Below are 14,251 nucleotides of genomic sequence, written 5' to 3' on the forward strand. Positions count from 1 at the left end.
GTGCGCGGCAAGGTTGCCATAGGGAGTCTCCGGAAGCGTTCGGCCTGGGGGCGGGACCGGCGTGCGGCGCAGGCGCGCCGGGCCCGCCATCGGCTCACTGGTTGAGGACTTCGTTCTTGGCGCGGTCCCGCGCCTTGTTCAGCTCCGCGTCGACGCCCTTGCTGTCGGAGAGGATCGCCGAGTGCGTCTCGTTGAGGAGGTTCTGCAGGCCGGCGGTGTGCTTCGACACGGGGTTCTCCGGCTTGATGGTGTGCTTGGAGTAGGCGAACTTCGACAGGTCGTCCTGCGGTACGCCGTTCAGCCCGAACAGCGACGCGGTGACCGCGTCGGTGACCTGGGCCGGGGTGATGCCGATCCCGGCCAGCGCCTTGCCGGCCTCCGGGCCGGCCGCGTACTTCAGGAAGTCCTTGGCCGCGGCGGTCTTGGACTTGCTGATCTTCGGGTTGATCCCCAGGCCGGTCGGGTCACCGAAGGTGACAGGTGTGGCGGAGGTGCCGGTGGTGGACTTGTCGAACTGCGGCGCCGGGGCGATCCCCCACTGGAACGTGTCGGCGTCACCGCTCTGTCGCTGGTTGAGCAGCGTGGCCACGTACCAGGTGCCCATCAGCAGCATCGCCGACTGCTGCTTGCCGAACTGCGCCTGGTAGGTGAGCTTGTTGGTCTTCGCGGTGCCGAAGCTCGGCTGCGCGCCGGCCGCCTGCAGGTCGAGTGACCGCTCGTAGTACGGCTTCAGATAGCCGAAGTCCCCGGAGAGCAGGTCCGCGTTGGGGGTCTGGGCGAGCGCGAATCCCTGCACTGTCGACTGGAAGGTGTGCTGGTACGCGCCGGTCGCGTTCGAACCGGCCCCCTTCAGCCCGGTGTGCAGTCGCTTCGTCGCGTCGGTGTAGTCGTCCCAGGTCCAGCTGCCGTCCGGCGGCGCCACCTTCGCCTTCGCGAACAGGTCCTTGTTGTAGAACAGCACCCACGAGTCCTGCCGGTACGGCACCGCGTACGCCTTGCCATCGACCTGGTACGACGCGAGCGCCGGGCTCGAGCCGAGACCGGAGGTGGCGTCGGAGACGTCGAGCAGCTGACCACCGCTCTGGTACGTGTAGAAGTTCTTGAGGTTCTTCATGACGTAGACGTCCGGGGCGGTGCCGGCGGCCAGGTCCGTGATCATCTGGGTGTCGTAGTCGTTGCCTGGGGCGTACTCCTTGAGCTCCACAGTCACGCTCGGGTGGGTCGCCTTGAAGCCGTCGGCGAGCGTCTTGAACTCCGGCGTGGACGACAGGCTCCAGCCGGCCAGGCTGATCGTCACCGGGGCGTTGGGGTCGACTGGCTCGTCTCCGCCGCCGCAACCGGCGAGAACAAGCGTCAGGGCCGTCGCAGCGCTGATGACGGCCGGTATCGCACGCTTCATCCCTTTCTCCTTCAGGTCAAGGGGCCCGGACGGGCCCGCACTGCTACCAGGACGCCTGGGTGGGCCTGGCATGCTCGGTGTCCAGACGTGTCGCCGTGCTGATCCCGTCGGGCCAGTCGACCGCCAGGTGAAGGCCGTCGACGTCCTCGTCGACCGCGACCTGGCATGCCTGCTCGGCCGTGGCCACCGGCACCCTGGACAACTCGGTGAAGGTGGCGGCCCACGCGCCCGGCCGGACGGGGTGGTCCAGCCAGGGCACGACCAGCCCGCCGGCCAGGGGCCCGCCGTGCGCAACGGCGGTGACGCCGGCCGTTCCGCCGCCGTGCAGGCTTTCGAGCCGGCTGGTCAGGTCGACCCCGGTCACGACCGCCACACCGCCGCCGGCGGTGGCCGTCGCATTCCCGGCGATGGCCCAACCGCCGATCCGTAGCCTGAGCGCAGCCGCCTCGACGCCGTCGGCGAGGCCGTCGACACGGGTCAGACGTAGTTCCCAGGGGCCGCGGACCAGCGAGTACACAGTGAGGTGCCCGGCCGGTCGGGACCTGCCCACCCGGCCGCCGCCGTGATCGCGCTGACCGGGATCCGGGTCGACCCAGTGGGCGAGGGCACGTGACCCGGCCACGCCCACGCCGTCGCTGCCGACGCGAACGGTCAGCAGGCGCATGCCGGCGCGGTGGGTGACCCGGCCCGCGTCGTCGACGAGAGTGACGGACTGGTCGAGCGGACCGTCCCAGCCGCTGTCGTCGAGGACCGGGGTGGTGGCGGTGGAGTAGCCCAGTCGGGCGTAGAGCGGGGAATCTGAGACGGTGGCACCCTCGACGGCGTGGTCGGTGCCGTGGTTGACGACGCGGACGATGCCGTCGGCACGGGTGCCAGAGATCAGCCAGCCTGGCGCGTGTATCGCCCGCACCGCGTCCCGCTCCTCGACCGGCAACGGCTCCTCGGGACCCGTCCAGATCGGATGGTCGGCGGGTAGCGCGATGCCGAGCAGGCCCTTGCTGGCCCAGTACGGCGAGCCCGGCCCGGAGTACGACTGCGCGAGTCGCGGCCACGGCCCGTGCCAGCCGAGGGTGAGCAGGCCTCGTTGATCCAGGGCGCCGTTGGCCACGAAGTGACGCACGATGCGGGTGGCCGCGCCGCGCAACCGGCCGAGGCTGACCGATGGCACACCGGCGATGGCGCCAACCCAGAACGGCGCCGCCGCGGCGAAGCGGTAGGTCAGGCTCCGCCCCTGAATCAACGGTGATCCGTCCGCGCCCACGAGCGCGACCGCGTCGCTCAGAAAGCGGTCGAGGCCGGCCAGGTCCCGCTCGCGGCGCTGCTCGGCCAGGTCAGCGGCGCCGGCCATCCGCGCCCACAGCGTCGGGTAGAGGTGCAGGGCCCAGCCCACGTAGTGGTCGTAGGCGCGGTCCGGCCCGTCGGACATCCAGCCGTCCCGGCGGGCGAAGCCGTCGTGCGAGCGCAGGTCCTCGGCCATCTCGTCGAGCGAGTGCGGCCCGCCCACCGAACGCAGAAACGTCTGTACGACCAGCCGGAACCAGACCCAGTTGATCCGTGGGTACGTGTCGTCGCCAACTGCCGGGCGCAGGTAGTCCACCACCCGCTGGCGCACCACGGATGGCAGTCGATCCCAGATCCACGGGCGGGTCATGTCCAGGACCAGCGCGATGGAGGCGGCCTCCACCTTGGCCTGGGGGTGCTCGTCCAAGCGCACCCAACGGTCCGCGGAGCTTGGGTCGGTGCCGGCGGTGATGCCTGCCGCGTACCGGTCCACGAGCTCGTCCACGCCCACCCCTCGGGCACCCGCGATGCGGAACCCGGCCAGTAGGAAGGTGCGGGCGAAACCCTCCAGTCCGTCGACGGCCCGCCCGTAGCCGCCCTCCGGCCCGGGGAAGGTGACGAGGGCGTGCCCGGGAGACGCGAACGGTCGGGCGGCGGCGAGGATCCGGTCGGCGAGGGCCAACCAGTCATCGCGGCTCCAGGTCGCGGCGGTAGCGACATCCGAGTCCGTCGCCGGTGCCACCCGGCCGGTCGTCCTGAACGTCATCCGTGGTCCTGTCGCATCGATCCGTCTCCGTCGACTGTGGCGAGCGGGGCGTTGCCCATGAATGTGACGTGCAGGCATCCGCAGGGTTTCCGAAGTAAAACGCTCACAAAGGAGCAAGTCAATGCCGTTCCCAAACCGATGTGAACACACTCGATCAAGAAGGCGCACAACACCGCCGTGACGCGCCAAGTGCTCTGATACGCTCACAATCGTTCATAGCTGCTCCACTGCCGAAGGAGTCATGACCGATCCGGCGGAGCACGACTCCTATGCTCATCGTCGGATGGGGGAGATCAGCCGATCCGGCTCGCGATCGACGCCACCGCGTTCGGCCGGGCCGGCGAGGTCGTCCGCACCCTGCAAGAGTTTCCGCCGCACGAAGCGTTCCTCGGAGGTCCCCCATGACCAAGGACAGCCCCGTCGTCGCCACGGCGGAGGCCCCCCGAGGGCCGCTTCAGGTCGCCCGCCGCCAGCAACTGTTGGCAGCCCTGCAACGCGACGGCTCGATGCGCATCTCTGACCTGTCCCATGTGCTGGGTGCCGCGCCGGTCACCATCCGGCGCGACATCGCGGAACTCGCCGCCGAAGGGTTGGTTCGCCGGGTCCACGGTGGGGTCGCCCTGATCCTGCCGGACGACGTCCCGGCAGCCGACGAGCCACCCGCCGCTGGTCGGGACCCGCTGGTCGGGCGCGCCCTCGGCATGCTCGTGCCCTCCTTGGACTACTACTGGCCGGACGTGGCGCGCGGCGTCGAGGGGGCCGCCCGCGAGTTGGACATGCGTGTGGTTCTGCGCGGCTCCTCCTACGACAGTGAGGACGACCAGCCGCAACTGGCCCGCATGGTGGGGCGGATGGGCGTCGACGCGCTGATCATCGCGCCGAGCATGGACACACCGACCGCCGAGCGCACCGTCGAGTGGCTCGACCAGGTCGGCGTCCCGGTCGTCCTGCTGGAACGCACCGCCACGGTAGGCAGCCACCACGCTGTCATGGAGTCGGTGGTCACCGACCACGCGCTCGGTGCGGCCATGGCGGTACGCCACCTCACCTCGCTCGGACACCGCAAGGTCGGCCTGGTGCTCGACGCCAACAGCCCCACCAGCCAGCACGTACGGCGCGGCTGGCTCGACGCCACCTCCGAGTGCGGCCTCGACTCGGATGCGACGGTCGTGGCTGTGGTGCCCGACGCGCGGTCGCCCGAGCGGGACAGCGTGCTCAACGGCATCCTCGACCAGTGCCAGGCGACCGGGACGACGGCGCTGCTGGTGCACGCCGACGCCGAGGCGATCGCGCTGGTGCAGCACTGCGAGGAACGGCACCTGTCCGTACCCGGCGACCTCTCGATAGTGGCGTACGACGACGAGGTCGCCGGGCTCTTCAGCCCGCCGCTGACAGCGGTCCGACCGCCGCGACGCTCGATCGGACGAGCCGCAGTGCGTCTCGTCGCCGACCGGCTCGCCGACCCCGACCGCCCCACCCACCGGGTCGTCATCAGCCCGTCGCTGCGGATCCGGGAGTCGACCGCGCCGCCACCCGCGTAGGCGGCCTTTCCCGTTCCGGGACGTTCGCCGATCACGGACCAGCCGGGCGGCGGCCGCCGACCTCCAGGTCAGACGTAGTGCTGCCGCCATCCTGCCGGCGAGCGCGCATCCACCGGATGCGGCTACGTGAGCGCGTCGCTACCATGGGTCAGCAACCCAGAGGGAAGGGGTCGTGCCCGCGTGCGAAGTCCCGTCAGCGGAACCGCGTCGGCGTCTGCGCCGGACCGGTCCGCGCCGCTTGCGGCCGGCCGGTTGCGCAGGCTCGCCCGGCGGTTGGCGCTGATCGCGGCCGCCGTCGGGGCCGGTTTCGTCGTGGCCACCCTGTTTCAGGGGCCGGCCGCCGCCGACGGGATGCGTAGCGGGTCCGGCGACGAGCCCCATCGCAGGATCGGCGGTCTGGTCGGGTCGGTCGCGCGGCTGACTGTCGCCGAGCGCCCCGACCAGGATCGTCAACGGGCCCCGGCTGCCGACGACCGCCGCCATGACAGGCCCCGTGCCCCGCTGGCGGTACCCACCGACTCGGTGGCCGCCCCCCGCGAGGGTCCCCCCTCGACGGAGCCCCGACGGTCGGCGGGTGCGTCGAGGCTCGGCGCACCCGTCTCAGCCGGCACGGCGGAGCGCGAAAGACTCCGCCCGGCCTCCGTGACCCGCGCCGCTCATCGTTCGGCTCACCGGGTGGACCTGTCGCGACCGGCCGCCGATCCGCCGCGACGGCCGACCACCGCCACCCCCGATCCGTCGGCGGTGCGTCCGCCGCCCGGTCCGCCCGTGGTCGGCTTGGTCACCGCTCCCCTGCCGTACGTCGTCGACATCGTGCGCACGGTGCCGATCAGGCCCGTCGTCATGGCGCTCCTCCGTGTCGTCGATGCCGTTCTACCGCCGGTTCCCGGCCCGGTGATCGTTCCGGCGGCGACACCCGCACTGCCCGTTCCCCCGGTGCTCGGGCCAGCCGCCCCGCCGGTGACCCAGCCGGCTCCCGTACTGACAGCTCCGACGTCACCGGTGGTTCCGGCAGTGGCATCCGTACGCGCCACGGCACCGCCGACCCCGGCCGCGCCACCGCCGAATTCCGCCGACGGCCCCGCCCGTGCCGCGGCCCCGACGGGGCACCTCGCCGCACGCCCGGTACCGGTGGCCGCGCGGGGTGTGCTTCCTGGCCAGCCCGTCGCACCCACCGACCAGGACGCCGTTCGTGTCGACAATGGACCGACACCCGGGTCAGGGCTGGTCCGACCGCTGGACCGGCAGTCGCACCTCGGCGCCGGGCCACGCTGCGATCTCGTGCCACCTCTGGTCGAGAGCCGAACCCCGTCCGCGATCGCCCGCCCAGGCTGAGGCGGGTCGACCGACCCCGGTGGCTGGCCCGAGCGGCCGGCCTGTTCACCCGCTGGTCGGTCGATCAGTGCCCGCGCCCGTCCGCCGCGACGGCGCCGCGGGCCGATGCCCACCCGTCTGTAGCGCACGATCGCCCTGACCAACCCGTGGATGTTCCGGGATCGGTGGCCGTCGTGACGCGTACCGGAGATCGGAGAAAACGTGGTGATCCACGTTGTCGTCGCCGAGGACATGGGTTTGCTGCGCGGGGCGCTCTGCGCCGCGCTGTCACGCGAGGAGGACATGGAGGTGGTCGCCGACGTCGAGGGTGTCGGTGAGCTGTTGACTGTGGTCCGGCGGTGCCGACCGCAGGTGGTGGTGCTGGCACTGACACCGGAGCTGCCCGACCCGGTGGCGGTGGTCGCCCGGATCGACGACGAGGCGCCGCACGCCGCCGTGCTGGCGATGAGCCCTCGGTGGAGCCCGGCACTGGTGGAGGCGGCGCTGGCAGCCGGCGCGCGCGGCCTTCTCGGGAAGGACAGCTCGCTGGCCGAGTTGGTGCGGGCGATCCGCGCGCTCGCGGCCGGGGAGCGGGCGATCGACCCGGCTGCGGCGATCGCGGTGCTGAGCCCTCCGGAGACGCCGTTGACGCCTCGGGAGATGGACGTGCTGCGGATGGCGGCCGAGGGCCTACCCCTGAAGGAGATCGCCGTACGCCTCTACCTGGCACACGGGACGGTGCGCAATCACCTGTCGGTGATTCTGCGCAAGACCGGGGCCCGCAACCGACTGGAGGCGGTGTCGCGCGCGCGGCGTAACGGCTGGCTGTGACAGTTCGGGGGCGGGTCCGGAGTTTCCGGGCCCGCCCCGTCGCCGTGCGGCCCCACCGGTTGCGTGTTTGAATGTTGACGTTGTGTGATCGCCATCGCAGTGCGGGAAGGTTCATCGTGATCCGTACCCTGCTCGCCTTGGACGGTGCCCTGGTCCTGGGCGCGCTGTCGTTGGTCCTCGCCGCCGAGGACGACATCCGTGTCGTGGCGGAGGTGGATCGCGGCGACGCGGTCTCCGCTGCCGTCCGCGCCCAACGCCCCGACGTGGTGGTGGCCGACCTCGACTTCGTCGAGGGAGTCGATCCCGACCGTCTCGACCGGTGTCCCGTCCTGGTGTTGGCCCACCCACGTCGGGCCCGGCGGCTGCGAGGCATGTTGTGCCCGACGAGGGCTGTCGGCATCCTGCGCAGTGACGCCGCGCCCCAACGGGTCATCGACGGGATCCGGCGGCTCGCCCGCCGGGAGCCGGTGCTCGACGCGGATCTCGTCGTCGCGGCGCTGCGCTCGGACGGCCCACTGACCAGCCGTGAGACGGAGGTGTTGCGGCTGACGGCCGCGGGCGCGCCGGTCGCGGAGGTGGCGGTGTCGCTCGGGCTCACCCGTGGGACCGTCCGCAACCATCTCGGTCGGATCGCCCGCAAGGTCGGCGCGCGTACCCGGGTGGAGGCAGTGCGGATGGCCGGCGAGGCGGGCTGGATCTGACCGGATGCGCGGGGTTCAGCCCTGCCGCGCCGGCGCCGCCGGGGACGGCACCGCCGAGTCGTCCCAGCAGCCGACGAGCACCCCGTAGGTGGCCGAGCGGGCCATCAACTGATCGTGCGTCCCCACCACGGGCTCGTCGCCGTCGAGGACCAGCACCCGTCCGGCCCGCAGCGCGGAACTGATCCGGTGCGCGATCACCACGAGGGTGCCGGGCCGCCGGGCGAAGGCCGTCTCGACCGTCGCTTCCAACACCGGGTCCAGGTGGCAGGTCGCCTCGTCGAGGACCACCAGCGGAGCGGGTGCCAGCCAGGCCCGTACCGCCGCGATGAGCTGCCGCTCGCCGGCGGAGAGCAGGGCCGGTGCGACAGGCGCCCCCAGGCCGCCCAGGCGGGTCGCCAGGGGACGCGCGCCGAGCGCGTCGAGGGCGCCCTCCAGCGTGTGATCGTCGGCGTCCGGCCGGAGGTAGCGGAGGTTGTCGGCGAGGCTGGCGGTGAAGACGTACGCCTCCTGGGGGACCAGCACTCGCATCCGGGCGAGAACGGCCGGCTCGATCTCGGCGACCCTCGTGCCGGCCAGGTGGACGGTGCCTGCCTGCGGAGGCACCACACCAGCCATCAGGGCGGCCAGTGTGGATTTGCCCGCACCGCTCGGGCCCACCACGGCGAGATGCTCCCGGTCGGCCAGTGTCAGCGAGAAGTTCCGCAGGACGGGCCGGGCGCGCGGGCCGTACCCGAAGGTCACTCCCCGGACCTCGAGGGCTGGCGGGCGACCGGCAGGACCGACGGGTGGTCCGGGACGGGGCATCCGGGCGGCGAGGGCCGGTGGGCGCTGGTCGTCGGAGCCCGGATAGGCGCGCAGGATGTTCTCCAGGGTGACGGCGTAGCGGAGCCCGCCGCCGCCGAGGCCCTGCACCAGTGTGTGCAGGGCGGGTTGCAGCCCGGTGGAGACGTAGATCAGCGCGCCCAGAACCGCGCCTGCCGTGAGACCACGCTCGACCAGCCACGGGGCGGTCACCATCAGCAGCAGCAGTGGCAGCCAGCCGCCGATACCGAGGCTGAGGCTGCGGATCGCCGCCATCCGGGCGAGCATTCGTTCGGCGGCCGCCTGCGCCGACACCCAGCGGGCCACCTCCTCCGACACGCGGGTCTGGGCGCCGCAGGCCAGCACGTCGCGATGACCGGCGAGCTCTGTCGCCGCCGACTGGCCGAGCTGCTCACCGGCCCGGACGTAGGCGCGCTGGTGCGTGACCATCGCCGGCAGCGCGGCGAGGAACACGACCAGGCCGGCGACCAGCGGAGCGACCGCCAGCGCCGCCACCACCGGCGCGAGGGCGAGCAGGCCGAGCACTGCCGCGCCAGCGGAGAAGAGGAAACCGCGGGTCACCATCAGCAGACCGGCGAAGGTGTCGCGGACGATCTCCATCTGATGGGTCAACCGGGTCACGGCGGCGCTGTCCGGACGGCCACCCGCCCTGGTGGCATCGCGTAGCGCGCCCCGGATCACCTGGCCGGCCACCTCGTCGCGGAACGGCTCGACCACGGCGCCGAGGCTCCGGTACGTCCGACCGGTGGCCGCCGCGCCGACCAGTACGGCCACGGCGAGGACCCCCAACCAGGCCAGGCCGTTGAGCAGACGTCCGGCCAGAAAGCCCTCGTCGACGGCGCGGGCGACCAGGTAGCCGGCGAGCAGCGCGGGCAGCGACTCGACGAGCGACCAGCCGCCGAGCCCGGCGAGTTCTCGCCGCCGGGCCCGCAGCGCCCGCCAGGTCACCCGGCGTACGCCGGGACGGCTCACGACCCACCGCCGGCCGGCTGGAAGACGGCACGGTAGTCCGGGTCGGCCCACAGTTGCCGGTGCGGTGCCAGGTCGCGCAGCCGACCGCCGTCCAGCCAGGCGACGAGGTCGGCCGCCGCGGCCGCCGCGGTCCGGTGGGTGACCACCAGTCGGGTACGCCCCCCGGCGCGCCCGAGAACCGCCTCGGTGATCCGGTGTTCGGTAGCGGTGTCGAGGCTGGACGTCGCGTCGTCCAGGATGAGCAGCCGTTCGGCGGCGAACGCGCGGGCCAGGCCGAGACGTTGGGTCTCGCCCCCGGACAGCGGTGTGTCCACCAGCGGGGTGCGGTAACCGCCGGGCAGACGCTCGATCACGTCGGCGACCGCCGCCATCCGGGCCGCCCGCAGAACCGCCGGTGTGGCCGGGCTCCGATCGGCCGGCGGCGCCGCCGAGTCGACCGGCAGCGCCAAGCCGATCGCGTCGTGGACTGTCGCGCCGATCAGCACCGGCCGGTCGAAGGCGTAGCCGACGGCCCGGCGCAGCGCCGTCGGGTCGAGGTCCCGCAGCGGCACCCCGTCCAGTCGCACCTCGCCGCCGTCGGGGTCGTACAGCCGTCCCGCCACGGCCGCCAGGGTCGACTTGCCGGCACCGGACGCTCCGACGACGGCCACTGTCGCGCCGGCCGGCACGTCCAGGTCGACGCCGTCCAGGATGGGCCGGCCGTCGTCGGCGTGCACGCACACCCCGCGCAGTCGCAGGGCGCCGCCGCCGGGTGGAAGGGACCGGTCGCCCGCCGACGTGGCGGGCTGCGTCAGCAGCTCGGCGACCCGGTGTGCTCCCGCGCGGCTGCGGACCAGGTGGTTCAGTGTGGCGAGCACTGCGCCGAGCCCGGCGCCGATGGCCGCGTACCGGACCGCGGCGACCAGTTCACCCGGCGTGAGCCAGCCTGCGGTCAGGGCGTACCCGCCGACCGCGATGACGCTCAGGTTCAGCAGCGGCGCCACGGCCGAGGTGCGCGCACTCGCCCGGGCCAGCAGTCCCCAGGTGCGCCGGCCGTGCCGGTCCAGCTCCGGTAGGGCCGCCAGCACCCGGGCCTCCTCGCGGCGGGTGGTGCCGGCGGCGGCGATGGTCCGGGCGCCGGTGAGCGACTCCAGCAGTCGGCCGGCGATGGCGCCGAGCACCCGTTGGTACCCGGCGGTCGCGGTCGAGGCGTCGGCCACGAAGGCGCGCATGAGGACGGCGAGCAGGCCGAGACCGGCGAGCAGCGTAACCCCGAGGACCGGTTCCATGATGGTGAGCGCGACGACGCTGCCGAGCGGCGGAAGCACCGCCACGATGGCCAGGACCACGGCGTTGCCGGCCTGTCCCGCGTCAGCGGCCTGGCCGACCAGCCGGCCGACGAGGTCACCGACCGGATGCCGGCGGGCGGCGCGGACGTCCAGGGCGAACAGGTGACGCAGTAGCCGCCGACGCAGCCCGGCGGTGGCACGCGCCGCGCCGAACCCACTGGCCAGGTCCGTCAGGGTGTCGACGCCGATGAGGACGACGACCAGGGCGCCGGCGGACACCGCCCACCAGCCGGAGCCGCCGGCGAGGGCGGCGTCGACGGCGCGGCCCAGGGCTGCGGGGAGCAACAGTTCGGCGGCCGCGCCGAGCAGCGCGACCGCCGCGAGTCCGGCGGTCCAGCCGCCGCCCGCCAGGACCGTCTGCCGCAGCAGCCTGTCCCCCACGGCGAACGTCGGCATCGGTCCTCCCGTTGGTACGCGGGTGCCCTGGGTGGGCACGTCTACCCACCCAGGGCCCCACGTGTGATGGATCAGTTGCAGGTCGTGACGGAGAGCGAGCTGTCGCCGCAGAGCAGCAGGCTCGCCCGGCTGCCGCCACCGGTGCGGTCGGCCGGAGCCATCTCCAGGCCCTGGAGGTCCAGAAGTGCCATGTCGTTCACCTCCCTTCCTTCCGTTCGCCGATCAGGTCGCCCCCGCTGTCGCGGGGGAGTCTGTTCGCGCCCGGCAGGGGCGCGAGGAAGGGCAGCGCCGGCGGCTGGTCGTGCTCCGCGCTGGCCAGCGCGTACAGCACGCCGGCGGTGCCGGTGCCGAAGTCCATGGAGAGCCGCAGCAACTGCTCACCGGGGAAGGCGGTCCCCTCCCGGTACGGCAGCGCGTGCCAGGCCAGCCGATCCACCTGCGCGCGGAGTTCACGACGGTCGGCGTCGTCGGTCGAGGCGGCGAGGTAGGCGATGATGCCGGCCCGGCCGGCGAAGAGCCCGGACTGTGCGTAGAACGGTGACCGGGCGGCGCGGCGTACCCCCGCGCTCGCCTCGGCGAACCGGTCGTCGGCCCGGTGGCGCAGGTACTGGTCGAGGACCAGCCCGATCCCGACACTGCCGTGCGCCAGGTAGGGCATGGTGCGCCAGCCCTCATTGACCTCCAGCGCACCGTCCGGGCGTAGCACACACCGGCGCAGATCCTGGCGCAGCGCCGTGGCGGCGTGCCCCAGCAGCTCGTCGTCGCCGCTGAGCTCGTAGAGCCGCACCAGCATCAGCGCCGGTCCGGTCCGGCCGCGCAACAGCCCTGCGTACGGGTTACGTCCGCCGCTGACGTCCGGGCCCGGGTCGTCGGCCAACTGGTCGATCACCCGCTCGGCGGCCCGCCACGCGGCGTCGCGCAACGACACCTCCCCGGTACGCGCGGCCATCTCGGCCAGGTTGAGCGCGATCCCGGACAGTCCGCTGGCCAGGCTGTGGTCGAGCCCGTCCAGAGGTTCCCGCAGGCAGATGTCGAGAACGTCCAGCGCGTCCTGCCGGCGTCCGAGGTGGACGAGCGCGTACGCGACGCCGTGCAGCCCGTCGTAGAAGCCGCAGCGGGTGCCGGACGGGGGCGCTGTCGCCCGCCGCACCAACCAGTCTTCGTGCTCGGGCCACCGTCCGGCACCGCTCCTGTCGAGCGCGTACAGCACTCCCGCCGCCCCGTGGGCGAGGTTGAGGCCGCCGCTGCGGAACTGCTCGATGTCACCGGGGAAGAGCCGGTCGTCGCGCTCGGGGGTGGCGCTGGCCACGATCGCCGTCGTCAGCCGGTCCCGCATGGTGCGCCAGTCGTCGGCGTCGAGATCCCCTCGCGGTTCGGCGGTGATGCGCGGCTCACCGGTGATCTCCTCGACCGCCGGATCGAGGAAGGACCTCGGCACCGGGAAGTTCGCGGCGATGATGTCGGCCAGGTGGGTCACCTTCGCCGGGGCGAGCCGGACCAGCTGGGTCAGTGGCAGGAACAGCGCCAACCGCAGGCACGCCAGGGCGTACCGGTCGACAGCCGGCCCGCTGCGGTCCCTCGGTGCCGCGAAGCCCTGGTTACGCAGCCCGGGTCGGCGGTGCCCGGCGATCGGGGCGGCCACCTCGAAGTCGACAAGGGCCACCCGGTCGTCCGGCCGGATCATGATGTTGAACAGGTGCAGGTCCCCGTAGACCAGGCCGCGCCCGTGGATCGCCGCTACGACGGCTTCGACCTGCTCGTAGGTCTGGCGGGCCCACCGGGCGTACGCCGCCCGGTCGCCGTCGGTCGCGTCGGCGTCGATCAGCGGGTACCTGTCGACAAGCACCTTGTTCAGCGGTCGGCCCTCGATGAACTCCAGCGCGAGGAACCGGTGCTCGCCGAGGGCGAACTCGTCGTGCACCCGAGGCACCTGGGGCAGGTCGGCGAGTTGCCGCAGGGCCTGCGCCTCGCGGGCCAGCCGGGCGACGGCGTCGGTGCCGTCGGCGTCCAGGCCGGCGTGCGGTCGGGCCTCCTTCAGCACGACAGCGGTGTCGGTACGCAGGTCCCTGCCCACGTACAGGCCGCCGCCGTTCGAGAAGTGGATCACCCGCTCGATCCGGTACGGCACCTGGTCCGTGCTGGTGCCGCTGCGGGCGGCCAGGTGCGGGCCGAGGAAGTCGGGCACTGTGACCCAGGACGGTACGTGAAAGACGGGCTCCCGCCGGTCCGGCACCAGCGTGCCGGAGTCGTCCTCGATCGCCGGCACCACCTGGCCGTCGGGCGAGTGGCAGTAGCGGGCGGCGAAACCGCCGTAGCGCACGTGCACCGGGCCGGCGCCGTAGCGGAGGTCACTGAGGATGTACGGCCCGGTCTCGCCGGTCAGCAGTTCGTCGAGTTCCTTGCAGGCCAGCTCCAGCTCCGCGTCGTCGCACGGATAGACGGTGATGAACTTGCCGCTGGCGGCCCGGGCGGCGTACTTGGAATTGCGCAGCAGCAGCGTGCGCGGCCCGCGCAGGAACTTGAAGGACAGGCCACGGGGGACGCAGTAGTTCCAGACCGCGTCCAGCACCCGTTCGGCGTTCGCCAGACCCGCCGACACATGAATCTTCCAGCCCTGCTGCGGCAGCGAGCCGCCGTCGGGCGCGTAGATCAGCCAGTCGTCGAGCGGCTCGCGGCGCCAGCCGTTCGGCGTCGGCCGTTCGGCGGCCGGGAAGACGGGCTGTGCGACGGCGCTGCCGAGGGAGTCGTAGAACAGCCGATCCGCGGCGCAGTAGCTGTCGTAGCGTTCGTCCACCGTCTCGCCGCCCCTCGAACTCGGCCGGCTGGTGTTCCGGCGTTGAATCGAGTCTCATCGACGGGACGAGTGGGCTCCAGTGCGCTTAGTCACGACGTTCGATGCG

The 14,251-nt window shown here is 72.8% G+C and carries 10 protein-coding genes; 3 read left to right on the forward strand and 7 right to left on the reverse strand.

Translation table 11 applies throughout. The features are described from left to right. Window positions 1-94: 94 nt before the first annotated feature. Both OHB44_RS21765 and OHB44_RS21770 read right to left on the reverse strand, forming a co-directional pair. A complete protein-coding gene (locus tag OHB44_RS21765; protein ID WP_330438033.1) occupies window positions 95-1,399 on the reverse strand; it encodes an ABC transporter substrate-binding protein in 1,305 nt (434 codons plus the stop codon). 43 nt (window positions 1,400-1,442) lie between these two features. Further along, window positions 1,443-3,446 (reverse strand): DUF2264 domain-containing protein, encoded by a 2,004-nt coding sequence (locus OHB44_RS21770; protein WP_330438034.1) that lies wholly within the window; start codon window positions 3,444-3,446, stop codon window positions 1,443-1,445. 401 nt (window positions 3,447-3,847) lie between these two features. On the opposite strand from OHB44_RS21770, the gene OHB44_RS21775 reads away from it, so the two are divergent. Beyond that, entirely contained in the window at window positions 3,848-4,987 is a 1,140-nt protein-coding gene (locus OHB44_RS21775) for a substrate-binding domain-containing protein (protein WP_266301918.1), read from the forward strand. A 668-nt stretch (window positions 4,988-5,655) separates the two neighbouring features. Here OHB44_RS21775 and OHB44_RS21780 read toward each other — a convergent pair. Further along, a complete protein-coding gene (locus OHB44_RS21780; RefSeq protein WP_330438035.1) occupies window positions 5,656-5,832 on the reverse strand; it encodes a hypothetical protein in 177 nt (58 codons plus the stop codon). Window positions 5,833-6,523: 691 nt separating this feature from the next. Here OHB44_RS21780 and OHB44_RS21785 point away from each other — a divergent pair. Beyond that, complete coding sequence (locus OHB44_RS21785) at window positions 6,524-7,132, forward strand: response regulator transcription factor (protein ID WP_266301917.1); 609 nt, start codon at window positions 6,524-6,526, stop codon at window positions 7,130-7,132. Between the two features lie 116 nt (window positions 7,133-7,248). Beyond that, window positions 7,249-7,833, forward strand: a complete 585-nt coding sequence (locus OHB44_RS21790) for a response regulator transcription factor (RefSeq protein ID WP_330438036.1) — start codon at window positions 7,249-7,251, stop codon at window positions 7,831-7,833. Between the two features lie 15 nt (window positions 7,834-7,848). Here the strand turns inward: OHB44_RS21790 and OHB44_RS21795 are convergent, their stop codons facing one another. The 4 genes from OHB44_RS21795 to lanKC form a co-directional block, all read right to left on the reverse strand. Further along, window positions 7,849-9,627 (reverse strand): ATP-binding cassette domain-containing protein, encoded by a 1,779-nt coding sequence (locus OHB44_RS21795; RefSeq protein ID WP_330438037.1) that lies wholly within the window; start codon window positions 9,625-9,627, stop codon window positions 7,849-7,851. Continuing rightward, window positions 9,624-11,351: an ABC transporter ATP-binding protein gene (locus OHB44_RS21800; protein ID WP_330438038.1), complete on the reverse strand. Its 1,728-nt coding sequence runs from the start codon at window positions 11,349-11,351 to the stop codon at window positions 9,624-9,626. The genes OHB44_RS21795 and OHB44_RS21800 overlap by 4 nt, the downstream gene beginning before the upstream one ends. A 71-nt stretch (window positions 11,352-11,422) precedes the next feature. Continuing rightward, window positions 11,423-11,542: a SapB/AmfS family lanthipeptide gene (locus tag OHB44_RS21805; RefSeq protein ID WP_013734295.1), complete on the reverse strand. Its 120-nt coding sequence runs from the start codon at window positions 11,540-11,542 to the stop codon at window positions 11,423-11,425. 5 nt (window positions 11,543-11,547) lie between these two features. Then, window positions 11,548-14,145: a class III lanthionine synthetase LanKC gene (gene lanKC / locus OHB44_RS21810; RefSeq protein WP_330438051.1), complete on the reverse strand. Its 2,598-nt coding sequence runs from the start codon at window positions 14,143-14,145 to the stop codon at window positions 11,548-11,550. Window positions 14,146-14,251 lie beyond the last annotated feature (106 nt).

Origin of the sequence: Micromonospora sp. NBC_00821 (genome assembly GCF_036347035.1) — a bacterium.
Taxonomy (GTDB): domain Bacteria; phylum Actinomycetota; class Actinomycetes; order Mycobacteriales; family Micromonosporaceae; genus Micromonospora; species Micromonospora hortensis.